Genomic DNA, 23,095 nt, shown 5'->3' on the forward strand with positions numbered 1-23,095 from the left:
GGCGCCTTACGAGGTCAGGTTTGCATAAAAGAATCCGCCAGTTCGTTTTTACATCGCTCGTCGCGGCGGTCGTGACGCTTTCCGCTTGCGGCTCCGGTCCGGTTGCGCCCGGTTACTATCGCGTCGAGCGCGGCGACACGGTCACGAAGATCGCGCGCGCCAATCGCACCACCGTCGCCAATCTCAAGCGCTGGAACAGCTTGTCGAATCCCGATGCAATCGAAGTCGGACAAGTGCTGCGCGTGGTGCCGCCGGAAGGCTCGGCGACGGCTTCATCGAACGTGGCGAGCACGAGCACACCGAAGAGCGCGGACACCGCACCGGCGACGAAGCCGGGACCGGGCATCACGCTCGTCTGGCCCGCACAAGGCGACGTCATCCGCAACTTCAACGGCAGCAACTCGAAGGGCATCGACATTGCCAATTCAGCGGGAACGCCGATCGTGGCCGCGGCGACGGGCAGCGTCGTCTATGCGGGCAACGGCTTGCGCGGCTACGGCAACATGTTGATCGTCAAGCATAACGAGGACTACCTGACCGCCTACGCACACAACAGGACGCTCTTCGTGAAGGAAGGCCAGACCGTGCAGCAGGGCCAGAAAATCGCCGAGATGGGCGATACCGACAGCGACCGCACCATGCTGCATTTCGAGGTGCGTTACATGGGCCGCTCGACGGACCCGGCGCGTTACTTGCCGTCGCGTTGAACGCAGACGGACCATAAGAGGAAGATCGATGATTTCGATGAAGAGAATCCACCCGGGCGCAGTCGTTGCCGCTCTCGCGCTTACCGGCGCGCTCGGCGGATGCGCCCACGGCCCGACCATGACCTACTTGCCATCCGGCGACACGGGCTTCGCCATCAACTGCAGCGGCGGCGATGCGAGCACGAGCTGGGCGGCCTGCTACAAGCAAGCGGGCGAAGTGTGCGGTGCATATGGATACGACGTGGTGTCGAAGGACAATGACAACGGCGCGACTTCCGGCGGCACGGTCGCGGGTATCTTCGGCGCGAACATCAAGAATCGTTCGATGGTGATCCGCTGCAAGCAGTGACGCTTGCATGCGTGCCTGCATGAGCGCTCAAGGGAACATCACGCGCTCGCGGGCTTGGTCCGATCGCGCTTTGGCGTTTTCCTGCGCCAGCGGCCGGACAATGGATCGATACGCGCGGCAAACGCAAAGAGGAATGCAAGCGCGAGCGGAGCAACGATAGCGAAAACCGACAGCAGATTCATGGCGAAACCAGAATGCACTAAGTCGTCGGATATTAACCTTGCGGCAAATGTTTCGCTTAAATGTCAGTTAGAAGTTAAGGTCAGTATGGATGACCGACGCGTCGTTCCTACCGCGCAAACGTGTGGCGCCGGCGTATTGAAACTTGCACGCCGTTACGCTCGGAAACAAGCGCACACAGTTGCCGAGGCCAAGCCTCCATAAAATGTCTGCAGCCCGCGCTTCTCTCTGCGCGAACAGTCCGCGCGGGTTAGAAGCGCCGGCGCTCATGCGTCGGCGCTTCGCCTTCTTTCACTTTGGATCGGCCGACGTCGGCGCGATGAGCATCGACGGCGGGGTGTCGTCGGTCGGTACGCCCTTATAGTCGGGCGGGTCTTGCGGCGGATGCTTTTGATTGGCGGGTTCGGTGCATGCAGCCAGCATGAGTGCAAGCGTGGCGGCACCTAGAACGGACACGAAGTTACGCAGCATGAAGTCCCCAAGAAGACGTCAAACCCGACGTCATAAAGACAAAGGGGTTACAAGCCGTGACTTGTAACCCCTTCGTGTATGGTGGTCGGAGCGAAAGGATTCGAACCTTCGACCCTCTGATCCCAAATCAGATGCGCTACCAGGCTGCGCTACGCTCCGACAAGCCGCAGATTATAGCTTGCTTGCCGCGACGCCGCAAACACTTCCGGCAGAGGGAACGAATGTTGCCACTTTAGCGAGTGACGGCCGCCGCCCGGTCATGCAAGCTCTTGCCATTTCGAATTCGCGGAGACAACGATGAACCTCATTCTCTGGCGTCACGCCGAAGCCGAAGATCAGGCCGCAAGCGATCTCGCGCGTCAACTCACCTCGCGCGGACGCAAGCAGGCGCAAGGCACCGCAAAGTGGCTGAAGGCGCGTATCGACGACGATGCGGTCTTCATCGCAAGCCCGGCCACGCGCACCATTCAGACCGTCGAAGCCTTCGGCGATCAGTATCGCGTGATCGATCAACTCGCGCCCGGCCGACGTGCACAAGACGTGCTCGATGCCGCCGGCTGGCCCGATGGCATCGCGGAAACGGTGGTCGTCGTGGGCCATCAGCCTACGCTCGGACACGTTGCCGCGTGGCTCATGACCGGCGACGAAGCGGACTGGTCGATCAAGAAATCAGGCGTCTGGTGGTTCCAGTCGCGCTCGCGTCACGGCGACGGCCAGGTCGTTCTGCGCGCGGTGACGAACCCCGATCTGCTCTAGCCGAAAGGCCGTGTAATCGCAGGTTCAACAGAATGTCGTTTCATCGAAACGTCACTGCGATGCCATGCGAGCGTCATTGCGCGTTACTACATTGGCGAGGACCGAAACCCTCAAGCTTTCGTCCTGCCGAGGAACGCCAATGCTCGATATGCCGACGCCCTTCCTGCCAACCGGAGCGTCATCGTCGCTCTCGCTCGATTCGCGCCGCCAGCTTCCGCGTACCGCGGAAACCATCACCGGCCAGCATCGGCTGCAAGTGTCGTGGGCGCGTTCCGGCGACGCCGTGCGTGAAGCCCAGCGGCTGCGTTACCGCGTGTTCTCCGAGGAGATGGGCGCGCACCTCTCGGGGCCTGCGGGCCTTGACGTCGATGTCTTCGACGCCTACTGCGATCATCTGCTCGTGCGCGATCTCGATACGTTGAAAGTGGTCGGCACGTATCGCGTGCTGCCGCCGCATGAGGCCGCGCGGATTGGGCGGCTGTATGCGGAAGGCGAGTTCGATGTGTCGCGGCTTGCGCATCTGCGGCCGAAGCTCGTCGAGGTGGGCCGCTCGTGCGTGCATCCCGACTACCGCAACGGCGCGGTGATCATGTCGCTATGGGGCGGGCTCGCGGCCTACATGAAGCACAACGGCTACGAAACGATGCTTGGCTGCGCGAGCGTCGGCATGGTCGACGGCGGGCACTACGCGGCGAACCTTTACACCTCGCTCGCCGCCGATGCCCTCGCCGCCCCCGAATATCACGCGTTCCCGCATACGCCGCTGCCGGTGGAGGAATTGCGCACGGGCGTGGAAGTGAGCCCGCCGCCGCTCGTGAAGGGTTATCTGCGTCTGGGCGCGAAGATATGCGGCGCGCCTGCGTGGGACCCGGATTTCAACACGGCGGACTTTCTTACCCTCTTCCGCCTGTCGGATATCAACGCGCGTTATGCGCGGCACTTCATCGGTTGATTCAAGGCGCGGCGTTCGTCAATCGCCGGTATAGACCACGCGATACGGGCGCCCGATCTTTTCCCACTCCATGGCTTCCTGAACGAGGCTGTAGTCCGTGAGCGGATTGCTCGCGACCCACTCGTTGGACAGCCGCACTTCGAAGCCTCCCGCCGCGCTCTTCACCTCGATGCCGGGCAGCCCGACATCCGCGCGCCGGCGCGACAGCAATACGGCAAGACGCAGGCAAAACAGCAATGTCCAGTCGACATCGCGCGCTTGCGCGAGCTTGCCGAGCTTGCCCGCGTGACCCAGCACGAGCGTCGCGAGCCGCGCCTGGTCCGTGCGCGAAAAGCCCGGCATGTCCGCGTTGCTCGCGATATACGCTGAATGCTTGTGATACGCGCTATGCGCAATCGACAAGCCGATCTCGTGAAGCGACGAAGCCCACGCGAGGAACATGCGTTCTTCCTCGCGACGTTCCGCATCGGGTTCGCCGAGCTGATCGTAGAAGCTGATCGCGAGCGAGCCGATGCGTTCGGCCTGCGCGGCATCGACGCCATAACGGCGCTTGAAGCCTTCCACGGTGACGGTGCGCATGTCCTGATGCTGCGAACGCCCGAGCAGGTCGTAGAGCACGCCGAGACGCAAGGCGCCGTCGGTGGTATCCACATAATCGATACCCAGTTCCTCGAACACGCCGAGCATGATCGAAAGGCCGCCCGCGAGCACTGGAATGCGGTCCGGCTTGAGCGCGACGAGCTTCAGCCGATTGACGTTCTCCGCCTTGATGACCGCGCGCTTCAGACGCTCCAGCCCGCCGCGCGAAATGCCGTGCGTGATGCCAGGGTCGTTGAAATCGTTCGCTTCGACGAGTTCCGCGAGCGCGCGCGCCGTGCCTGAAGAACCAATGGCCTGATCCCAGCCGGTCTGCTTGTATTCGCGCGAGATGATCTGGATTTCGCGCTTGGCCGCGAGTTCGGCCTGGCGCATGGTGTATTCGTCGACGTTGCCGGCCGGAAAGAACGTGCGGCTGTGGCTCACGCAGCCGATATACAGACTCTCCATATGAATCGGCGTGTAATGCGAGCCAATGATGAACTCCGTCGAGCCGCCGCCGATATCCACCACGAGGCGCTTGCCCGCGCTCGCCGGCACCGAATGCGCGGCGCCCGCGTAGATGAGCCGTGCTTCTTCCCTACCGGCGATCACTTCGATCGGAAAACCCAGCGCGCTTTCCGCCTCGCCGATGAATTCGTGCGCGTTCTTCGCCACCCTGAGCGTGTTGGTGGCCACCGCGCGCACCTGATCCGGATGAAAGTCGCGCAAGCGTTCGCCGAAGCGCTTCAACGCTTCGAGCCCGCGCAACTGCGACGCACGGTCGAGCATTTTGTCCTTCGATAGGCCCGCGCCAAGGCGCACGGCCTCGCGCAAGGCATCGACCTGGTAAATCTGGCTGCCTGCGGGCGTTTCTTCCACCCGCCCCACGATCAGCCGGAAACTGTTCGATCCGAGGTCGACCGCAGCAAGAAGATGAGGATGAGTGACCATCGGATGTCCAGGGATCGTGGGAGGAGGCGCGCTTTGCTGCAGCGCAGGATTCTATTCTACGTCGACTACTTATGCGCCGATGTCAATTGGTGAATCACGCTCGACCGCGGTAATCACGCGCCCTGCGCTAGCGACGCTAACCACAATGTGAGTAGAATTTGTGACAATCGTTCTGTCACAATAAAGCCATCTTACTGTGAGACTATCCGAACGTTCCCTTGCCCTTCCGATCGAGACACCATTCTCCCAGCCGATGTCCATACGCTATCCGCTCTTCAACCGCGAACTGGGCATTCTAGGTTTCAACGAGCGAGTTCTGGCGCAGGCCGCCGATATCTCGGTTCCCTTGTTGGAACGCCTGCGCTTCATCTGCATCACGAGCAGCAATCTTGACGAATTCTTCGAAGTCCGCATGGCCGGGCTGCAGGAGCAGATGCGCGACAACCCCGGCTCGCTCTCGCCGGACGGCATGTCGCTGCAGCATGTCTACGATCTCGTCTCGGAACGCGCGCAGCGCCTCGTGCATCAGCAATACGTGATGCTGCATGAAATCGTCTTGCCCGCGCTCGAAATGGAAGGCATCTATTTTCATGGCGCGGAAAGCTGGAGCGAGCAGCAAAACGCCTGGGCGCGCGAATATTTCCTGAACGAACTGCTGCCGGTGCTGACGCCGATCGGCCTCGACCCGGCGCATCCGTTTCCACGCGTGCTGAACAAGAGCCTGAACTTCGTCGTCGAACTGGAAGGCACGGATGCTTTCGGCCGTCAGGCCATGATGGGCATCGTGCAGGCGCCGCGCGCGCTGCCGCGGCTCGTGCGCATGCCCGAGGCGCTGTCGGGTTATCCGCATGGCTTCGTGCTGCTGAGCACGTTCATGCAGCACTTCGTGAGCGAGCTGTTTCCGCATCTCATCGTGCGCAATTGCAACCAGTTTCGCATCACGCGCAATAGCGAACTTTTCGTCGATGAAGACGAGATCACGAATCTGCGCGTCGCCTTGCAGGGTGAGTTGCCCGCGCGGCATCTGGGCAATGCGGTGCGGCTCGAAGTATCGGCGGAGACGCCACCGCATCTCGTGCGGCGTCTGCTCGACGAAAGCCAGTTGAGCGAGCGCGATTGTTATCGCGTGAACGGGCCGGTGAATCTCGTGCGGCTCATGCAACTGCCTGAAATGGTGGACAGGCCGGACCTCAAGTTCGTGCCGCACATTCCTTCGGTGCCGAAGTCGATCGCCAACACGACCAATCTCTTCGATGCGATCGATCAGGGCGATATCCTGCTGCATCATCCTTACGAGAGTTTTCAGCCGGTGCTCGAACTGCTGTTGCAGGCGGCGAAAGATCCGCAGGTGATGGCGATCAAGCAGACCATCTACCGGACCGGCACCGATTCGCCCTTGATGGATGCGCTCATGCAGGCCGCGCGCAATGGCAAGGAAGTGACGGTAGTGGTCGAGTTGCTGGCGCGTTTCGATGAAGAGACGAACATCAACTGGGCGTCGCAACTCGAAGCGGTGGGCGCGCATGTGGTGTATGGCGTGGTTGGCCACAAGTGTCACGCGAAGATGATGTTGATCGTGCGGCGCGTGTCGCAGGGCGGCAAGATGGTGCTCAAGCGTTACGCGCATTTAGGCACGGGAAATTATCATCCGCGCACGGCGCGTCTTTATACCGACTTCGGTCTCATGACCGCCGATCAGCAGATGTGCGAGGACGTGCATCATGTCTTTCAGCAGCTGACTGGAATTGGCGGAGAGATTCCGCTGCATCTTTTGTGGCAATCGCCTTTTACCTTGCACGCGAAATTGATCGATGCGATTCGCGCCGAGGCGGAGCATGCGCGCGCGGGCCGGCGGGCGCGGATCGTCGCAAAGATGAATGCGTTGCTCGAGCCTACCGTGATTGTTGCCTTGTACGAGGCATCGCATGCGGGCGTGAAAATCGATTTGATCGTGCGTGGGGTTTGTTCGCTCAAGCCTGGTGTGGAGGATCTTTCGGAGAATATTACCGTTCGGTCTATTGTCGGGCGCTTCCTCGAACATCATCGCATCTTCTATTTTTATGCGAACGGGCAAGAGGATGTGTATCTTTCGTCGGCGGACTGGATGGATCGGAACTTCTTTCGACGCGTCGAGGTGGCGTTTCCGATTCGCGATCGGCGGCTTAAGCGTCGGGTGATCGCTGAAGGGTTATCCGTCTGTCTTGGGGATAATCAGTCTGCCTGGGTCATGCAGAGCGATGGGCATTATCGTAAGCGGCGGTCGGGGAAGTCTATTCGCAATGCGCAGTTGGGGTTGCTGGCTAAGTTTTGTTCTTAGGGTGTTGGTTTTGTGGTCGGTTTTTTCCTGGGAGATTGAGCCGTTGTCTCGCGGTTTGTTTCAGTAGCCGCCTCCCCGGCGGAGGGGGGGTAACTTTCTTTGCGGCTGCAAAGAAAGTCACCAAAGAAAGCAGCTTTGGAACCGGCTTCTGAAGCACAACTGGTTCCTCGCTATTTACCACAAGCCCTTTGGGCACTTCTCATTGCTCATGCTCGTGGTGAATTATCTAGCACCGGGGCCTTCTGGGAACTTGAGCCGTTGTCTCGCGGTTTGTTTCAGTAGCCGCCTCCCCGGCGGAGGGGTAACTTTCTTTGCGGCTGCAAAGAAAGTCACCAAAGAAAGCAGCTTGGAAACCGGCTTCTGAAACACAACTGGTTCCTCGCTATTCACCACAAGCCCTTTGGGCACTTCTCATTGCTCATGCTCGTGGTGAATGCTTTATCTAGCACCGGCGCCTTCTGGGAATTTGAGCCGTTGTCTCGCGGTTTGTTTCAGTAGCCGCCTCCCCGGCGGAGGGGTAACTTTCTTTGCTGCTGCAAAGAAAGTCACCAAAGAAAGCAGCTGTAGAACCGCCTTCTGAAGCACAACTGGTTCCCCGCTATTTACCACAAACCCCTTGAGCACACCCTCTCGCTAATGCCGGCGGTAAATCTACGTTAAGCACAGACTTGTCACTAGACAGCGTTAAGGAAGACCTTTGTCTCGTTGTTCTTTTCTTAGGGTGTAGGTGCAAAGTTAACCATTAGGGCGTCGTAATTTATTTTGCGTTTTGGTCGGCCACCGTATGTGTGTTCTACTCCTGGCACATGTAGAACACGCATGCGCTTTTTCGTTAGGCGGCGTGATGGCTCTATTCGCTTGCGCGTGCTAACGATTTACCACGAGCGTGAGCGACGGGGAGTGCCCAAAGGGCTTGTGGTAAATAGCGAGGAACCAGTTGTGCTTCAAAAGCCGGTTCCTAAGCTGCTTTCTTTGGTGACTTTCTTTGCAGCAGCAAAGAAAGTTACCCCTCCGCCGGGCAGGCGGCTACTGAAACGAAACGCGAGACAACGGTACAACTTCCTAGCAAGCGCTAAACAAAGATCTCTAAGCGGCCAAAGGCTTCCTCGAAGCAGCCTAAAAGAGAAGCGTGCGCCTGGAAATTGACCTACGACGAACGTTAGCAATGGGAAGTGCCCAAAGGGCTTGTGGTAAATAGCGGGGAACCAGTTGTGCTTCAGAAGCCGGTTCCTAAGCTGCTTTCTTTGGTGACTTTCTTTGCAGCAGCAAAGAAAGTTACCCCTCCGCCGGGCAGGCGGCTACTGAAACGAAACGCGAGACAACGGTACAACTTCCTAGCAAGCGCTAAACAAAGATCTCTAAGCGGCCAAAGGCTTCCTCGAAGCAGCCTAAAAGAGAAGCGTGCGCCTGGAAATTGACCTACGACGAACGTTAGCAATGGGAAGTGCCCAAAGGGCTTGTGGTAAATAGCGGGGAACCAGTTGTGCTTCAGAAGCCGGTCCCTAAGCTGCTTTCTTTGGTGACTTTCTTTGCAGCAGCAAAGAAAGTTACCCCTCCGCCGGGCAGGCGGCTACTGAAACAAACCGCGCGACAACGGCTCAACTTCCCAGGAAGCTAAACAAAAACCCCTAAGCCGCCAAAGACTTCCTCAAAGCAGTCCTTGAAGAAGGAAACCGAACAACAAACGTACTCCCCTTCCCGACTTCACTTTTGACATCGAGCTCCGCATGATGCCGCTGCAGCACATGCTTGACGATAGCAAGCCCGAGCCCGGTGCCACCCGTATCCCGCGACCGACTCCGATCCACGCGATAAAACCGCTCGGTAAGCCGCGGAATATGCTCTGCGGGAATCCCATACCCGCTATCACGCACCGTGAAAACCGCCCGATCCGCCACACGTTGCCAAGAGACTTCAATCGCCCCGCCATCCGGCGTATAACGCACCGCATTGGTAACGAGATTCCCCAGCGCACTGACGACCTCGGTCTCCGCGCCTGCGATAGTCAACGAATCATCGATATGAAAGGCAATCCGGTGACGCTCGCCAGAAAGATTCACCGCGTCGTCTTCGAGATGCCGCATCACCGCGCGCATATCCAGCAACTCGTCGCCAGGCGGACGCACATCGCCTTCCAGATTCGCAAGCACCAAAAGATCACGCACGATATTCTGCATGCGCGAAGCCTGCTGTTCCATCATGTCCAGATAACGCATGCGGTCCGCCTCGCTGAGCGGCAACTCACGCATGGTCTCAAGAAAGCCCGATAACACCGTCAGCGGCGTCTTCAATTCATGCGAGACATTGGCGACGAAATCGCGTCGCATCGAATCGGTACGCTCGAGTTCGGTGATGTCCTGCGTGAGTATCAGCTTGCGATGATCGCCATAAGGAAATACCTGCACCGATACCGTGTGCTGCCGGTTCACGCCCATTCCGCGCATTACGAGCATTTCCTCGTAATGATGCGAGTTCAGATAGCGAATGAAGTCCGGGTGCCGCACGAGATGCGTGATGTGCTGGCGCAGATCGCGTTTGGCATCGAGCCCGAAATGCTTCTCGGCGATAGCGTTGCACCACTCGATCTGATCGTGATCGTCGAGCATCGCCACGCCATTGGGCGAAGCCTGGATCGCCTGAATGAAGCGCGAATGCTGTTGCTCGACCTGCCGCACTTGCGCATGCCAGCGCTTCGCCAGCTTGTGCAAGCGGTAATAGATTTCGCCCCAGATGCCGAGCGCGCTAGGCACTTCGCCATACACCGGCGCTTCGAGCAGACGCCAGAGACGCTGCGTGTGATAGGTGGCGAAAAAGCCCTGCAGAACCAGCATGACGACGGCGACAGCCAGCGCCACGCGCACGCCGGCAAACGCGCCGATCGCCGCACACAGCGCGGCGAGCAGTACGAGGGACACGACTGACCGCGTCCAGATGATATTCATGTTGTCGGCGAGTCCAAGCGACGAACGCGCGGTTCGTCATAAACATGCGGCAGAGACTAGAGCACGCTTATCAGGCGCTCTTCGCGAGCCGATATCCGCTGCCGCGCACCGTTTCGATCATAGCATCGCAGCCCGCGGGCTTGAGCGCGGCGCGCAGGCGCTTGATGTGGACATCGACCGTGCGCTCTTCGACGAATACGTGATCGCCCCACACCTGATCCAGCAACTGCGTGCGGCTATGCACGCGCTCCGGATGCGTCATGAAAAAATGCAGCAAGCGGAATTCGGTCGGGCCGAGATCGAGCTTGATGTCGTTGCCGGAATGGCTCGCCGCCACGCGATGCGTCGCCGGATCGAGCCGCAAACCATTGATGGCAACCACATCTTCCGTCAGCTGCGGGGCACGCCGGCGCAACACCGCCTTGATGCGCGCCATCAGTTCTTTCGGCGAAAACGGCTTGGTGACGTAGTCGTCCGCGCCGATCTCGAGCCCGAGAACCTTGTCCTGCTCGTCGCCGCGCGCGGTCAGCATAATGATCGGAATATGCTTCGTGCGCTCGTTGTTGCGCAAGTCGCGCGCGAACGCAATGCCGGACTTGCCGGGCAGCATCCAGTCGAGCAGCACGAGATCGGGCAGCACGTCGCTGATCAGGTTTTGCGCCTGCTCAGCGTTATACGCGCGAATCGGGCAATGTCCCGCGTGTTGCAAATTCACCGAGATCAGTTCGGAGATCGCGGGTTCGTCTTCGATGACGAGGATACTGCTGGGCATCGGCACCTCTTGACCTTTTGCTTTGAGAGAAGATTAACTGAGCGCTTCGCGTTCGAGCTGGTCGCGCGAGATATGCCGCACGTCCGTACCCTTCACGATGTAGATGATGAACTCGGCGATGTTCTTCGCGTGATCGCCGATACGCTCCACCGCCTTCGCAATGAACAGATAGTCGAGGCCGGCGGAAATGGTGCGCGGGTCTTCCATCATGTAGGTGACGAGCTTGCGCACGAAGGCGCGGAATTCGTCGTCGATGGCTTTGTCGTCGCGCACGATCTGCGCGGCGGCCACGGTGTCCAGACGCGCGAACGCGTCGAGCGCGCGGCGCAGAATGGACACGGCCATCTCGCCCGAGAGCTTGATCTCCGCGATATTCACCGCGCGGCCCGCGCCGTCTTCGTTGATGCGTTTCACGCGCTTCGCGATCTTTTCAGCTTCGTCGCCGGCGCGTTCGAGGTTCGTGATGGTCTTCGAGATCGCCATGAGCAGACGCAGGTCGCGCGCGGCCGGCTGGCGGCGCGCGATGATGTTGCTGCACTCTTCGTCGATCTCGACTTCCATCGTGTTCAGACGCACTTCGGCGGCAATCACCTGATCGGCGATCGCCATGTCGAATTCGTTGAGTGCCTGCATGGCCGCGATGATCTGCGACTCCACGAGACCGCCCATTTGCAGCACTTTCGACGACACCGCGTTGAGATCGGCGTCGAACTGGCTCGACAGATGTTTATCGGACATATGTGCTCCTTAAGTCCTTTTATGTTTCAGTTCGCCTGATCTGGCCGGATCAGCCGAAACGGCCCGTGATGTAGTCTTCCGTTTCCTTGCGCGTGGGCTTGATGAAGATCTTCTCCGTATCGCCGAATTCGATCAGCTCGCCAAGGTACATGTATGCAGTGTAGTCCGAGCAACGGGCTGCCTGCTGCATGTTGTGCGTGACGATCACAACCGTATAGTCACTTTTCAGTTCCGCGATCAGTTCCTCGATACGGCCCGTGGAAATCGGGTCGAGCGCCGAGCAGGGCTCGTCGAGCAACAGCACTTCCGGACGAATGGCGATGCCGCGCGCAATGCAAAGGCGCTGCTGCTGGCCGCCCGACAATCCGTAGCCGCTTTGCTGCAGCTTGTCCTTCACTTCGTTCCAGAGCGCGGCCTTGGTCAGCGCCCATTCGACGCGGTCATCCATCTCCGAGCGCGACAGTTGTTCGAACATCTTCACGCCGAACGCGATGTTGTCGTAGATCGACATGGGAAACGGCGTGGGCTTCTGGAACACCATGCCCACGCGCGCGCGTAAAAGCGAGATGTCGCGCGTCGTGTCGAGCAGGTTGACGCCGTCCATCAGAATCTCGCCTTCGCCGCGCTGCTCGGGATAAAGCGCGTACATTTTGTTAAAGGTGCGCAGGAGCGTGGACTTGCCGCAGCCCGAAGGTCCGATGAACGCCGTCACCTTCTTCTCGGGAATGCGCAGGTTGATATTCTTCAGCGCGTGATACTTGTTGTAGAAGAAGTTGAGGTTCTTCACTTCGATCTTCGGCTTGATCGAATCGGCGGCTTGCGAGCCGTGCTTCGGACGCACGCTGCCAGGAACGGGACCACGCTCGACGGGTGCTGCATCCGCTTTCGAATCAAGGTGGTTGACACCACTTTCGACCATGTTCATGGAATCACTCCGCCTTTATTTCTTCGAGATAATCGTGCGCGCGAGGATATTCAAACCCAGCACGCCGAGCGTAATAAGGAACACACCGGCCCACGCGAGCGTCTGCCATTGCGGGAACGGGCTCATCGCGAACTTGTAGATCGTGACCGGAAGGTTCGCCACCGGCTGATTCATGTCCCACGAGAAAAACTGATTCGACAGCGACGTGAAGAGCAGCGGCGCGGTTTCGCCGGCAATCCGCGCGACCGCCAGCAACACGCCCGTGACGATGCCGCCAATCGACGCCTTCAGCGTGATCGACATCACCATCTTCCACTTGGGCGTGCCGAGCGCGAAAGCCGCTTCGCGCAGCGCGTTCGGCACGAGCTTCAGCATGTTTTCAGTGGTGCGGATGACGATCGGAATCTGCAGCAAGGCGAGCGCGATCACGCCGGCCCATCCCGAGAAGCGACCCATCTTCGCGACGACGAGCGCATACACGAACAAGCCCACGACGATGGAAGGCGCCGACAACAGAATGTCGTTGATGAAGCGCGTGACGCTCGCGAGCCAACGCTTCTGGCCATATTCCGCGAGATAGACGCCCGCCAGAATGCCGAGCGGCGTGCCGATGAACGTGGCGATGATGACGAGCATCAGACTGCCGACGATAGCGTTGGCAAGACCGCCGCCATCGGTGTTCGGCGGCGGCGTCGACTGCGTGAAGAGTTCGAGCGACAGGCCAGCGACGCCGAGCTTAAGCGTCGTGAAGAGAATCCACACGAGCCACAGAAGGCCGAAAGCCATCGCGGCCAGCGAGAGCGTCAGCGCGATCGCATTGGTGCCGCGTCGACGGCTCTGCAGCTTCTTGCGCGTGGCGTCCACGCGGTCGGGGTCCTGATTGAAGGTGGCGGGACGGCTCACTTGACTCCCTCCCCGCGTTCCATGCGCAGCAGCATCAGCTTAGACAACGCGAGCACGACGAACGTGATCACGAACAGGATGAGCCCGAGTTCCATCAGCGCCGACGTATGCAGGCCGGGGCTTGCTTCGGCGAATTCGTTGGCGAGCGCCGAGGTGATGCTGTTGCCCGGCGAGAACAGCGACACGTTGTCGAGCAGATTGGTGTTGCCGATCACGAACGTCACCGCCATGGTCTCGCCGAGCGCGCGGCCGAGGCCGAGCATCACGCCGCCGATCACACCGGCGCGCGTGTACGGCAACACGATCTTCCACATCACTTCCCAGGTCGTGCAGCCGATGCCGTATGCCGATTCCTTGAGAAGCACGGGCGTGACTTCGAAGACGTCGCGCATCACCGAGGCAATGTACGGAATGATCATGATGGCGAGGATCACGCCCGCGCACAGAATGCCGATGCCGATAGGCGCGCCCTTGAAGAACATGCCGATGACTGGCACGTCGCCGAGGAGATGGCCGAGCGGCTTTTCGAAGTATTCCGCGAAGATCGGCGCGAACACGAGCAGACCCCACATGCCGTAGACGATCGAGGGAATCGCCGCGAGCAATTCGATGGCGACACCGAGCGGCCGGCGCAGCCACGCTGGCGAGAGTTCCGTGAGGAAGAGCGCGATGCCGAAGCTCACCGGCACGGCGATGATGAGCGCGATGATCGACGTGGCAATGGTGCCGTAGATCGGCACTAGCGCGCCGAAGCTATCGGTCTGTGGGTCCCACTCCGCGCGCCAGAGAAAGCTGAGTCCGAACTTTTCGATGGTCGGCATCGACGCAATGACGAGCGAAACGATGATGCCGCCAAGCAGAAGCAACGTCACCACGGCCGCGAGCCGCGTGATGCCGCCGAATATGATGTCGCCGAAACGGCTCGGCGCGCGCTGGGTATGCGCGGCCGGCGGCGCCGACGCTAAGTTGATGTCCGACATGGGAGCCTTGGTTGTGCTGCTTGTCAGAGCGCGCGGCACGTCATTCGACGTGCCGCGCGGCATTGCCTGCACTGCATTTCCGTCCTGACTTCAAGAGCTTAGGACAGTTTCAGACCATGGTACCGCTTACTGCGCAACCGCCTTGCCCGACGCGTCCTTGACCTTCGCCTTCCATTGCGTGCGGATTTCGGCGACGACCGAATCCGGCAGCGAGATGTAGTCGAGATCGTTCGCGGCTTGGTTGCCGTTCTTGAACGCCCAGTCGAAGAACTTCAGCGTTTCCGTGCCTTGCGGCGCCTTGTCCTGCGTGGCGTGCAGCAGAACGAACGTTGCACCGACGATCGGCCATGCGTTCTGGCCCGACTCGTTCGTGAGGATCTGGTAGAACGACTTCGACCAGTCCGCGCCGGCAGCCGCCGCCTTGAAGGTTTCCGTCTTCGGCTCGACGACCGTGCCAGCCGCGTTCTTGAGACCCACGTAGGTCATCTTGTTCTGCTTGGCATACGCCCACTCCACGTAGCCGATCGCGCCCGGCAGACGCTGCACGAACGCCGCAACGCCGTCGTTGCCCTTGCCGCCCGTGCCCGTCGGCCAGTTGACCGTCGAACCTTCGCCGACCTTCGACTTCCACTCGGGATTCACTTTCGACAGATAGTTCGTCCAGATGAAGCTCGTGCCCGATCCGTCGGCGCGGCGCACCACGGCGATGTCGGTATCCGGCAGCTTGACCTTCGGGTTCAGCGCGGCGATAGCCGGGTCGTTCCACTTCTTGATCTTGCCCAGGTAGATGTCGCCGAGCACTTCGCCCGACAGCGTCACTTCACCGGCCTTCACGCCCGGCACGTTGATGACCGGCACCACGCCGCCGACGACCGTCGGGAACTGGAACAGGCCTTCCTTCGTGAGTTCTTCATCTTTCAGCGGTGCGTCCGAGCCCGCGAAATCCACCGTCTTCGCGATGATCTGTTTGACGCCGCCCGACGAGCCGATGCCTTGATAGTTCACCTTGCCGCCGCCCGTTTTTTGGTAGGCGTCAGCCCACTTGGTGTAGATGGGAGCTGCGAAGGTGCTGCCCGCGCCGGTGATATCCGTGGCGAATGCGGAGACGGCGAACATTGCGCCGATGACGCCGGCCAGCGCGGATTGCATCAATTTCATGAGACCTCCAGAGTGTGTGAGCGTGTAGCGAGAGAACCGACACGGCGAAATATAGGCACTCTTCGTGACAGTACCGTGACGTTTGATGAACGCCGCGTGTCATTGCGCTTACGCACTGAAAGTCGAACGCGCGTTGGCTTGTAACCAAAGAAAAAGCGGACCGTAGTCCGCTTTTGGTGAGACGTGACACGCTTTAGCGATCGTCTACGAAGTCGCGTCCTTCACGACTTGAGCAATCGTTTCCGCGTGTCTAACCGCATCCTGATGCGCCGCCGCTTCCACCATGACGCGCAGTACCGGTTCGGTTCCCGAGGCGCGAATCAGTACCCGCCCGTGCGATTCGAGGGCCCGCTCGGCATCTTCGATCGCGCGGCGAATGGCCGCATTATTTTTCCAGTCCGCGTTCGGACTCATGCGCACGTTGATCAGTTTCTGCGGAAACAGGCTGACGCCGTCGAGCATGTCCGCGAGGGATTTGCCACCGCGCTTGATGGCGGCGAGCACAAGCAGCGCGGACACGATGCCGTCGCCCGTGGAATGCCGGTCGAGCGAAAGAATGTGGCCCGAGCCTTCCGCACCGAGTTGCCAGCCGTTCTCGCGCAGCTTTTCGAGCACGTAACGGTCGCCGACGGCCGCGCGCACGAACTTCACGCCCGCCTCTTTCAGCGCCACTTCCACGGCCATGTTGGTCATCAGCGTGCCGACCGCGCCATCCACCTTGCCGTCCGTCGCGATGCGGTCCTTGACCAGCACGTAGAGCAGTTCATCGCCGTTGAAAAGCCGGCCGGTGGAATCGACGACTTGAAGGCGGTCAGCGTCGCCATCGAGCGCGATGCCGATATCCGCCTTGTGTTCGAGCACCGTGCGCACGAGCGCATCGGGCGCGGTGGCGCCGACTTTATCGTTGATATTGAAGCCGTTCGGCGATACGCCAATAGGCACGACTTCCGCGCCCAGTTCGTGGAACACGTGCGGCGCGACGTCATAGGCGGCGCCGTGCGCGCAATCGAGCACGATCTTGAGGCCGCGCAGATCGAAGCTCGCCGGGAAAGTGCTCTTGCAGAACTCGATATAGCGCCCGCCCGCGTCGTCCAGACGCTTCGCCTTGCCAAGACGCTCGGAGGGCGCGCAGGCCATCGGCTGGTCGAGCTGCGCTTCGATTTGCAGTTCGACTTCGTCCGGCAGCTTGTTGCCGTCGGCGGAGAAGAATTTGATGCCGTTGTCGTCGTACGGATTGTGCGATGCGCTGATCACCACGCCCGCCGAAAGCCGCAGCGCGCGCGTGAGATACGCGACGCCGGGCGTGGGCATCGGGCCGGCGAGCATTACGTCGACGCCCGCAGCGGAAAAGCCCGACTCCAGCGCGGCTTCGAGCATGTAGCCGGAAACCCGCGTGTCCTTGCCGATGAGCACCGTCGGACGGTTGCCCTTTTGCGGCGAACGGTCCGCTCCCGCGAGCACCTTGCCGGCCGCGTAACCCAGCCTGAGAACGAAATCCGGTGTGATCGGCGCCTCGCCGACGCGCCCGCGAATTCCATCAGTTCCAAAATATCGACGTGCCATTGTTACTGACCCTCCTCGCGGACATATGGCGCCTGTTCTTGGCCCGCGACATGTGTTGATCGATTCGGCGCGTGCGCCTTCGCCGAAATTCTTTTAATGCTTCTCGTGATGCGTGGCGTCTCTCGTGGCTCGCCAGACTTTCAGCGCATCCACGGTTTCCGCGACGTCGTGCACGCGGATGATCGCCGCACCGCGCTCCGCCGCGCAAACCGCCCCGCTCACGCTCGCCGCAAGCCGTTCGTTTGCCGCGCGCCCGGTGACTGCGCCGAGCATCGACTTGCGCGACATTCCCGCGAGCAACGGGTACCGCTTGCCTACGGGCAGCGTCGCGGCGAGGTTCGCCAGCAGCGCGTAATTATGCTCGACGGTCTTGCCGAAGCCGAAGCCCGGATCGAGACTTACGCGCTCCAGCGCGATCCCCGCCTGCGCCAGCGCCGCGATTCGTTCGGCGAAAAACGCACGGACGTCCGCGATGACGTCGGCGTACACCGGCTCGCGAAGTTGCATCGTGCGCGGTTCGCCGAGCATATGCATCACGCACAAGCCGCAGTTACTGTCTTTAACGGCATCGAGCGCGCTTTCCTGACGTAAACCCCAAATGTCGTTGATCATGTCCGCGCCTGCATCGAGCGCGGCGCGCATCACGGCGGGCTTGTAGGTATCGACCGAAAGCGGGACGTTCAAGTCCCGTAACGCTTCGACGATCGGCACCACGCGTTCGAGTTCCTCGGCCAGCGGAACCGGCGGCGCGCCCGGACGAGTCGATTCGCCGCCAATATCGATGATGTCCGCGCCGTCGGCAAGCATGCGCTCGGCGCGCGCCAGAGCGGCATCGCGCGGAAGGAAGCGGCCGCCATCGGAGAACGAGTCAGGCGTGACGTTGAGAATGCCCATCACGAGCGGACGTTCGAACGTCAGCGTGAACCGACCGCATTGCAGGGGCTGCGCTGAAAACTGGGAGGGAGATGGAGTGATCAAGCGTGTCGGAAAAAAGCTGGATTGCTGCAAGGGGCGTAACGCACGCGCGAAGTGTGATCCGATGTGTGCGCCGTCGTGAGCCATAAAGCAAAAATGGGCCGGAGTGCGATGCACACCGGCCCATGATCGGACTAGAAGAGCTTAGGCCGGCGCGGTTGCGCTGCCCGGCTTGACTTCCGTACCGCTGTTGCCGCCCGGAGGCGTATCACCCGAAGGCGGCGGCAGGTTCTTCGGCGGACGCGGCGGACGATCCTCCATGATGTCCGTGATCTGGTCTGCGTCTATGGTTTCCCATTCGAGCAGCGCCTTCGTCATGGCTTCCACGCGCGCGCGGTTGTCTTCCAGCAGCTTGCGGGCGAGCTGATACTGCTCGTCCAGGATGCGGCGGATTTCCGAATCGACCTTTTGCAGCGTGGCTTCCGAAACCGTCTTCGCGCCCAGCTTGCCGAACATGCCTTCGGGTTCGGTGTCGACGTAGACCATCGTGCCAAGCGTGTCCGACATACCGTAGCGCGTCACCATGTCGCGAGCCATCTTGGTCGCGCGCTCGAAGTCGTTGGACGCGCCGGTGGACATGGAATTAAGGAACACTTCTTCCGCTGCACGGCCGCCAAACAGAATCGCGATTTCTTCCAGCATCTTGTCGCGATACAAATTCACGCGGTCGTGTTCAGGCAATTGCCAGGTGACACCCAATGCCCATCCGCGCGGCATGATCGTAACCTTGTGCACCGGATCGGCATGCGGCAACAACTTCGCTACCACGGCGTGACCGGATTCGTGGAAAGCCGTGTTGCGACGTTCTTCCTCGCGCATGACAGCCGACTTGCGCTCCGGACCCATGAAGATCTTGTCCTTCGCGTCTTCGAAGTCCTGCATCTCGACGATCCGCTTGCCGCGACGCGCCGCAAAAAGCGCAGCTTCATTGACGAGGTTTGCGAGATCGGCACCCGAGAAGCCCGGCGTACCCCGCGCGATGACCGAAGCGTCGACGTCGTTCGCAATCGGCACCTTGCGCAGATGCACTTTCATGATGTGTTCGCGACCGCGAATGTCCGGCAGACCGACATACACCTGTCGGTCGAAACGACCCGGACGCAGGAGCGCCTTGTCGAGCACGTCGGAACGGTTCGTCGCAGCGATCACGATAACGCCGGAATTCGCTTCGAAGCCATCCATTTCCACGAGCATCTGATTGAGCGTCTGCTCGCGTTCGTCGTTACCGCCGCCCATGCCGGCGCCGCGATGACGACCGACCGCGTCGATTTCGTCGATGAACACGATGCAAGGCGCGTGCTTCTTTGCTTGCTCGAACATGTCGCGAACGCGAGCCGCGCCCACGCCGACGAACATTTCCACGAAGTCGGAACCCGAGATGCTGAAGAACGGCACCTTCGCTTCACCCGCGATAGCGCGAGCCAGCAACGTCTTACCCGTGCCAGGAGGCCCGACTAGCAACACTCCTCGCGGGATGCGGCCGCCCAGCTTCTGGAATTTCTGCGGGTCGCGCAGGAAGTCGACGAGCTCGGACACTTCTTCTTTCGCTTCGTCGCAACCCGCGACATCTGTGAAATTGATAGCGTTATTGTTTTCGTCGATCAGCCGCGCTCGCGACTTGCCGAACGAGAAGGCTCCGCCTTTGCCGCCCCCCTGCATCTGCCGCATCATGTAGAACCAGAAACCGATGATGAGAATAGTCGGTCCAAGGTAGTACAGCGCGGAAACCAGCGCGTTGGGTTCATCGTCAGCCTTGCCGCTAACCTGAACGCCGTATTTCATCAGATCGCCGACCATCCAGATGTCGCCAGGCGACACGATTTGGTATTTCTGGCCGTCTGCCGGAGTGACCGTCAGATTCCGCCCCTGAACGGTGACATTCTTCACCTTGCCGTTCTTCGCGTCGTCCATGAACTGCGAATAGGACACACCTTCCTGGACGCGGGGCTTATCGAACTGCTTGAACACCGTAAACAGCACCAGTGCGATCACGAGCCACACTGCCGCTTTAGAGAACATATTGTTGTTCAAAGCACCACTCCTCACTCATAGACGGGCGCCTACATAAACCTTGCGGCGCCACCAAAGCATTCTAATCCAGACCGCAAACCCCTGCCATAAGGTTTATCTACCGCGCAAATAGCGGAAGACAGGGGTTTTTCGGCATATTCGGCGAAAATATCGCTATTTTTCGCCGAAATGATTTACTCGTGTTCCACAGTCGGATGTTTGAGCCGCCGCCCGAGTACAAAAGTCTCCGACGATTTGTCGCGAGACGCCTTGGGCTTGCGCGGCGCCACCACTTTGAACTGGTGCTTGAACTTCTCGACGATTTGGCTGTAACCGCTGCCGTGAAAACATTTGACCAGCAACGCACCGTCCGGTTTCAGATGGTTCTGCGAGAACTCCAGCGCCAGATCGCAAAGATGTTCGATACGCGCTGCATCCGCGCTCGCCACGCCAGACAGGTTTGGGGCCATGTCGGAAATAACAAGGTCTACCTGACGCTCGCCAACGATTTCCGCGAGTTGCGCAAGCACGGCGTCTTCGCGGAAGTCGCCCTGAATGAAGGTGACATCGGCAATGGGGTCCATCGGCAGAAGATCGAGCGCGATGATCGTGCCGTCTATACCGCCTTCGCGCTGCGCATCGCGCTTCGCACCCTGAGCGAGTTTGTTACGCGCGTACTGACTCCACGAGCCGGGCGTCGAGCCGAGGTCGACGATCACCTGCCCTGGCTTGATGAGCTTGTCCTGCTCGTCGATCTCCTTGAGCTTGTACGCCGCGCGCGCGCGATAGCCCTCGCGCTGCGCCATCTTCACGTAAGGGTCGTTGATGTGGTCATGCAACCACGAATGATTAAACCGGTTCTTTGCCATTCAAACTGAGCCCATGCTGCGCGCCGGGGACTAACCTCTTGCGCGTGTGCTTATTCTTGCTGTATCGCGCAATGCTTTTAGCGGATAATACGCGTCTTGTCGGCCGGACCGGTTCCCGTGCGCTGCAAAGCGCTCGAAATTTGCGTTTCCGGCCTATTTGTTTATTCGGGCGGCTTGCCCAGCACTTCAGGTGCTTTTCATCTGATCGGTCCATGACGGCGCCGCGTGTCCATACCGCCCGCGCTTCGTGCGTCCGACAGCGCTGCAACGCCCAGCCGACGCCAAACCCGCCGCCCACATTTTAGTCGAGTCCCTTATTCCACATGCCAGCTCTTAAACTTTCCCCGGCCCAGCGCGCCGATCTGCGCTCCCAGGCTCATGCCCTCAATCCGGTCGTGCTCGTCGGCGCCGAAGGCCTGACCGAGGCCGTGCTGAAAGAAATCGGCGTGCACCTCGAAGCGCATCAGCTCATCAAGATTCGCGTGTTCGGTGACGAGCGTGAAGCACGCGTTGGCATCTACGACGAAATCTGCGATCGCCTGGATGCCGCACCTGTTCAGCATATCGGCAAGCTGCTCGTGATCTGGAGACCGGAAGGCGCCGCGCCCGCCAAGACCCGCACCGCCCGCACCCGCAGCACCATGCCGCCGAGCGCCGGTGAAATTGCCGAGGAGCGTTCGACCAAGGGGCGCGCGCCGCGCATCGTCAAGGCCGTCAAGATCACGCGCGATGCACCCGCCGTTAAGAAGCCCCGCAAACAAACGCTCAAAGTGCTAGGTAACGAACGCGTCACCGCGGGCGGCAACGTCAAGCGCGCGAAGAAGCGTCAGGCTGGCTCGAAGCGTCAACATCAGGCCGTCAAATGATGAAACGGCGCGGACGATGAATCAAAACGTCCGCGCCGTCTCTCGCAGCATAATTTTCAGCTACGCGCGCGCTTGGCCGCGACCTTCGCGGACTTGCCCTTCGGCACGATCTTGACAGGCGCCGCACCCGGCAAACGCCACACGAGCGCAATACCGCACAGGCATTCGATCAAATAAATCGCGCTCGAAATGCCATGCAGAACGCCGAACTCCTTCGCATAAGGCGAATTCGCGAGTTCCATCCCCGCTTCCTGCGCCGAGATGCGCAGCGAATTCATGAACGGCTGCAACGCGAAGTATCCGACGAGCACGCACACCAGCATGACCGCGACGAGCCACCGCACGCGCTTGTAGTCGACGATGCCGCTCTTCACGAAGCGATTGCCGATCAAGATCAGAATCAGCGCGCTGACCACGCCGATATACGCCTCGATGCGAAAGAGCTGCGCCGCCACCGATCCCGCCGACGTACGGTCGAGCACCGAAAAGAGCACGGGCGCGGCGACGAGACCGAGGGTCAGCAAGCTGCCGACCCAGATCATCGTTACCGTGCGGAAGAGTCGATGCTCCATCAGACGTATCGAACAGCGATGATTTCGTACTCACGCGCACCGCTCGGGGCCTGCACCGAGGCGACGTCGCCCTCCGTCTTGCCGATCAGCGCGCGCGCAATGGGCGAACTGACGGAGATGAGACCGTGGTCGATGTCGGCTTCGTCGTCGCCGACGATCTGATACGTCACCTTATGACTCGACTCTAGATCTTCCAGTTCGACCGTCGCGCCGAACACCACGCGGCCTTCCGCTTCGACCGTTTTCGGGTCGATCACTTGCGCGGCGGCAAGCTTCGATTCGAGATCCGCAATGCGGCCCTCGATAAAGCCCTGCTTTTCTTTCGCGGCATCGTACTCCGCGTTTTCCGACAGATCGCCCTGCGCGCGTGCTTCCGCGATCGAGTTGATGACCGCGGGACGCTCGACAGCCTTCAGGCGTTGCAATTCGTCGCGCAGCAACTCCGCGCCGCGCTTCGTCAAGGGAATCGTGCTCATAGACAATCCACAAACAAAAACAGCCGTAAAAAAATTACCGCGGTTAAGCGCATCTCCCCAGAACGAGAAGACGCCGCTTAACCG

General features: G+C 60.3%; 22 protein-coding genes and 1 tRNA gene. 6 read left to right on the forward strand and 17 right to left on the reverse strand.

The window, feature by feature from the left end:
* Positions 1-20 precede the first annotated feature (20 nt).
* The gene (locus NCT03_RS09685; RefSeq protein WP_250465238.1) at positions 21-707 is read left to right on the forward strand and encodes a peptidoglycan DD-metalloendopeptidase family protein; all 687 of its coding nucleotides are present in this window, start codon (positions 21-23) and stop codon (positions 705-707) included.
* Positions 708-735: 28 nt separating this feature from the next.
* Positions 736-1,056 carry a hypothetical protein gene (locus NCT03_RS09690; protein WP_370652024.1) on the forward strand — a complete coding sequence of 107 codons (321 nt, stop codon included), beginning with the start codon at positions 736-738 and terminating at the stop codon, positions 1,054-1,056.
* A 38-nt stretch (positions 1,057-1,094) separates the two neighbouring features.
* Here NCT03_RS09690 and NCT03_RS09695 read toward each other — a convergent pair whose 3' ends face one another.
* From NCT03_RS09695 to NCT03_RS09705, 3 genes are all read right to left on the reverse strand, one after another.
* Complete coding sequence (locus NCT03_RS09695; protein ID WP_250465239.1) at positions 1,095-1,238, reverse strand: hypothetical protein; 144 nt, start codon at positions 1,236-1,238, stop codon at positions 1,095-1,097.
* A gap of 289 nt (positions 1,239-1,527) precedes the next feature.
* Positions 1,528-1,707 carry a hypothetical protein gene (locus tag NCT03_RS09700; RefSeq protein WP_250492611.1) on the reverse strand — a complete coding sequence of 60 codons (180 nt, stop codon included), beginning with the start codon at positions 1,705-1,707 and terminating at the stop codon, positions 1,528-1,530.
* 82 nt (positions 1,708-1,789) lie between these two features.
* Positions 1,790-1,866: transfer RNA gene (locus tag NCT03_RS09705), tRNA-Pro, on the reverse strand.
* A 138-nt stretch (positions 1,867-2,004) separates the two neighbouring features.
* Between NCT03_RS09705 and NCT03_RS09710 the strand changes: the two genes are divergently transcribed.
* Positions 2,005-2,463, forward strand: coding sequence for a SixA phosphatase family protein (locus NCT03_RS09710; RefSeq protein WP_244825730.1), 459 nt, complete (start codon positions 2,005-2,007; stop codon positions 2,461-2,463).
* A gap of 139 nt (positions 2,464-2,602) precedes the next feature.
* On the forward strand, positions 2,603-3,415 hold the full coding sequence (locus tag NCT03_RS09715) for a GNAT family N-acetyltransferase (RefSeq protein ID WP_244825731.1): 813 nt from the start codon (positions 2,603-2,605) through the stop codon (positions 3,413-3,415).
* 18 nt (positions 3,416-3,433) lie between these two features.
* On the opposite strand, the gene ppx is transcribed toward NCT03_RS09715, so the two are convergent.
* Entirely contained in the window at positions 3,434-4,945 is a 1,512-nt protein-coding gene (gene ppx, locus NCT03_RS09720) for an exopolyphosphatase (RefSeq protein ID WP_244825732.1), read from the reverse strand.
* Positions 4,946-5,198: 253 nt separating this feature from the next.
* Between ppx and ppk1 the strand changes: the two genes are divergently transcribed.
* Positions 5,199-7,262: a polyphosphate kinase 1 gene (gene ppk1 / locus NCT03_RS09725; RefSeq protein ID WP_250492612.1), complete on the forward strand. Its 2,064-nt coding sequence runs from the start codon at positions 5,199-5,201 to the stop codon at positions 7,260-7,262.
* A 1,628-nt stretch (positions 7,263-8,890) separates the two neighbouring features.
* On the opposite strand, the gene phoR is transcribed toward ppk1, so the two are convergent.
* The 11 genes from phoR to NCT03_RS09780 form a co-directional block, all read right to left on the reverse strand.
* Complete coding sequence (gene phoR / locus NCT03_RS09730) at positions 8,891-10,204, reverse strand: phosphate regulon sensor histidine kinase PhoR (RefSeq protein WP_250492613.1); 1,314 nt, start codon at positions 10,202-10,204, stop codon at positions 8,891-8,893.
* Positions 10,205-10,274: 70 nt separating this feature from the next.
* Positions 10,275-10,976 carry a phosphate regulon transcriptional regulator PhoB gene (gene phoB, locus NCT03_RS09735; RefSeq protein WP_244825738.1) on the reverse strand — a complete coding sequence of 234 codons (702 nt, stop codon included), beginning with the start codon at positions 10,974-10,976 and terminating at the stop codon, positions 10,275-10,277.
* 33 nt (positions 10,977-11,009) lie between these two features.
* On the reverse strand, positions 11,010-11,714 hold the full coding sequence (gene phoU / locus NCT03_RS09740) for a phosphate signaling complex protein PhoU (protein WP_244825740.1): 705 nt from the start codon (positions 11,712-11,714) through the stop codon (positions 11,010-11,012).
* Positions 11,715-11,763: 49 nt separating this feature from the next.
* A complete protein-coding gene (gene pstB / locus NCT03_RS09745) occupies positions 11,764-12,639 on the reverse strand; it encodes a phosphate ABC transporter ATP-binding protein PstB (protein WP_370652025.1) in 876 nt (291 codons plus the stop codon).
* A 15-nt stretch (positions 12,640-12,654) separates the two neighbouring features.
* Entirely contained in the window at positions 12,655-13,542 is an 888-nt protein-coding gene (gene pstA / locus NCT03_RS09750) for a phosphate ABC transporter permease PstA (protein WP_244825742.1), read from the reverse strand.
* Positions 13,539-14,522, reverse strand: a complete 984-nt coding sequence (pstC, locus tag NCT03_RS09755; RefSeq protein ID WP_244825744.1) for a phosphate ABC transporter permease PstC — start codon at positions 14,520-14,522, stop codon at positions 13,539-13,541. Before pstC ends, pstA begins: the two co-directional genes overlap by 4 nt.
* Before the next feature lie 126 nt (positions 14,523-14,648).
* Positions 14,649-15,680 carry a phosphate ABC transporter substrate-binding protein PstS gene (gene pstS, locus NCT03_RS09760; protein ID WP_244825745.1) on the reverse strand — a complete coding sequence of 344 codons (1,032 nt, stop codon included), beginning with the start codon at positions 15,678-15,680 and terminating at the stop codon, positions 14,649-14,651.
* 204 nt (positions 15,681-15,884) lie between these two features.
* Positions 15,885-17,243 carry a phosphoglucosamine mutase gene (gene glmM / locus NCT03_RS09765; protein ID WP_244825746.1) on the reverse strand — a complete coding sequence of 453 codons (1,359 nt, stop codon included), beginning with the start codon at positions 17,241-17,243 and terminating at the stop codon, positions 15,885-15,887.
* 93 nt (positions 17,244-17,336) lie between these two features.
* Positions 17,337-18,137 carry a dihydropteroate synthase gene (gene folP / locus NCT03_RS09770; RefSeq protein WP_250465307.1) on the reverse strand — a complete coding sequence of 267 codons (801 nt, stop codon included), beginning with the start codon at positions 18,135-18,137 and terminating at the stop codon, positions 17,337-17,339.
* Positions 18,138-18,362: 225 nt separating this feature from the next.
* Positions 18,363-20,249, reverse strand: a complete 1,887-nt coding sequence (gene ftsH, locus NCT03_RS09775) for an ATP-dependent zinc metalloprotease FtsH (protein ID WP_244825747.1) — start codon at positions 20,247-20,249, stop codon at positions 18,363-18,365.
* A 173-nt stretch (positions 20,250-20,422) separates the two neighbouring features.
* The gene (locus tag NCT03_RS09780; protein ID WP_244825748.1) at positions 20,423-21,097 is read right to left on the reverse strand and encodes an RlmE family RNA methyltransferase; all 675 of its coding nucleotides are present in this window, start codon (positions 21,095-21,097) and stop codon (positions 20,423-20,425) included.
* Positions 21,098-21,420: 323 nt separating this feature from the next.
* Between NCT03_RS09780 and NCT03_RS09785 the strand changes: the two genes are divergently transcribed.
* Positions 21,421-21,963: a YhbY family RNA-binding protein gene (locus tag NCT03_RS09785; RefSeq protein ID WP_244825750.1), complete on the forward strand. Its 543-nt coding sequence runs from the start codon at positions 21,421-21,423 to the stop codon at positions 21,961-21,963.
* A gap of 56 nt (positions 21,964-22,019) precedes the next feature.
* Here the strand turns inward: NCT03_RS09785 and NCT03_RS09790 are convergent, their stop codons facing one another.
* Entirely contained in the window at positions 22,020-22,535 is a 516-nt protein-coding gene (locus tag NCT03_RS09790) for a DUF4149 domain-containing protein (protein ID WP_244825752.1), read from the reverse strand.
* Complete coding sequence (gene greA, locus NCT03_RS09795; protein ID WP_244825754.1) at positions 22,535-23,011, reverse strand: transcription elongation factor GreA; 477 nt, start codon at positions 23,009-23,011, stop codon at positions 22,535-22,537. Before greA ends, NCT03_RS09790 begins: the two co-directional genes overlap by 1 nt.
* Positions 23,012-23,095: the final 84 nt, after the last annotated feature.

Source organism: Caballeronia sp. GAWG1-1, from assembly GCF_023631465.1.
Lineage (GTDB): Bacteria > Pseudomonadota > Gammaproteobacteria > Burkholderiales > Burkholderiaceae > Caballeronia.

Bases quoted from the DNA above. Each gene is read 5' to 3' on its own strand.
- NCT03_RS09690 (WP_370652024.1), top strand. From the start codon at position 736: ATGATTTCGATGAAGAGAATCCACCCGGGCGCAGTCGTTGCCGCTCTC.
- NCT03_RS09695 (WP_250465239.1), bottom strand. From the start codon at position 1,238: ATGAATCTGCTGTCGGTTTTCGCTATCGTTGCTCCGCTCGCGCTTGCA.
- NCT03_RS09700 (WP_250492611.1), bottom strand. From the start codon at position 1,707: ATGCTGCGTAACTTCGTGTCCGTTCTAGGTGCCGCCACGCTTGCACTC.
- NCT03_RS09710 (WP_244825730.1), top strand. From the start codon at position 2,005: ATGAACCTCATTCTCTGGCGTCACGCCGAAGCCGAAGATCAGGCCGCA.
- NCT03_RS09715 (WP_244825731.1), top strand. From the start codon at position 2,603: ATGCTCGATATGCCGACGCCCTTCCTGCCAACCGGAGCGTCATCGTCG.
- ppx (WP_244825732.1), bottom strand. From the start codon at position 4,945: ATGGTCACTCATCCTCATCTTCTTGCTGCGGTCGACCTCGGATCGAAC.
- ppk1 (WP_250492612.1), top strand. From the start codon at position 5,199: ATGTCCATACGCTATCCGCTCTTCAACCGCGAACTGGGCATTCTAGGT.
- phoR (WP_250492613.1), bottom strand. From the start codon at position 10,204: ATGAATATCATCTGGACGCGGTCAGTCGTGTCCCTCGTACTGCTCGCC.
- phoB (WP_244825738.1), bottom strand. From the start codon at position 10,976: ATGCCCAGCAGTATCCTCGTCATCGAAGACGAACCCGCGATCTCCGAA.
- phoU (WP_244825740.1), bottom strand. From the start codon at position 11,714: ATGTCCGATAAACATCTGTCGAGCCAGTTCGACGCCGATCTCAACGCG.
- pstB (WP_370652025.1), bottom strand. From the start codon at position 12,639: ATGAACATGGTCGAAAGTGGTGTCAACCACCTTGATTCGAAAGCGGAT.
- pstC (WP_244825744.1), bottom strand. From the start codon at position 14,522: ATGTCGGACATCAACTTAGCGTCGGCGCCGCCGGCCGCGCATACCCAG.
- pstS (WP_244825745.1), bottom strand. From the start codon at position 15,680: ATGAAATTGATGCAATCCGCGCTGGCCGGCGTCATCGGCGCAATGTTC.
- glmM (WP_244825746.1), bottom strand. From the start codon at position 17,243: ATGGCACGTCGATATTTTGGAACTGATGGAATTCGCGGGCGCGTCGGC.
- folP (WP_250465307.1), bottom strand. From the start codon at position 18,137: ATGGGCATTCTCAACGTCACGCCTGACTCGTTCTCCGATGGCGGCCGC.
- NCT03_RS09780 (WP_244825748.1), bottom strand. From the start codon at position 21,097: ATGGCAAAGAACCGGTTTAATCATTCGTGGTTGCATGACCACATCAAC.
- NCT03_RS09785 (WP_244825750.1), top strand. From the start codon at position 21,421: ATGCCAGCTCTTAAACTTTCCCCGGCCCAGCGCGCCGATCTGCGCTCC.
- NCT03_RS09790 (WP_244825752.1), bottom strand. From the start codon at position 22,535: ATGGAGCATCGACTCTTCCGCACGGTAACGATGATCTGGGTCGGCAGC.
- greA (WP_244825754.1), bottom strand. From the start codon at position 23,011: ATGAGCACGATTCCCTTGACGAAGCGCGGCGCGGAGTTGCTGCGCGAC.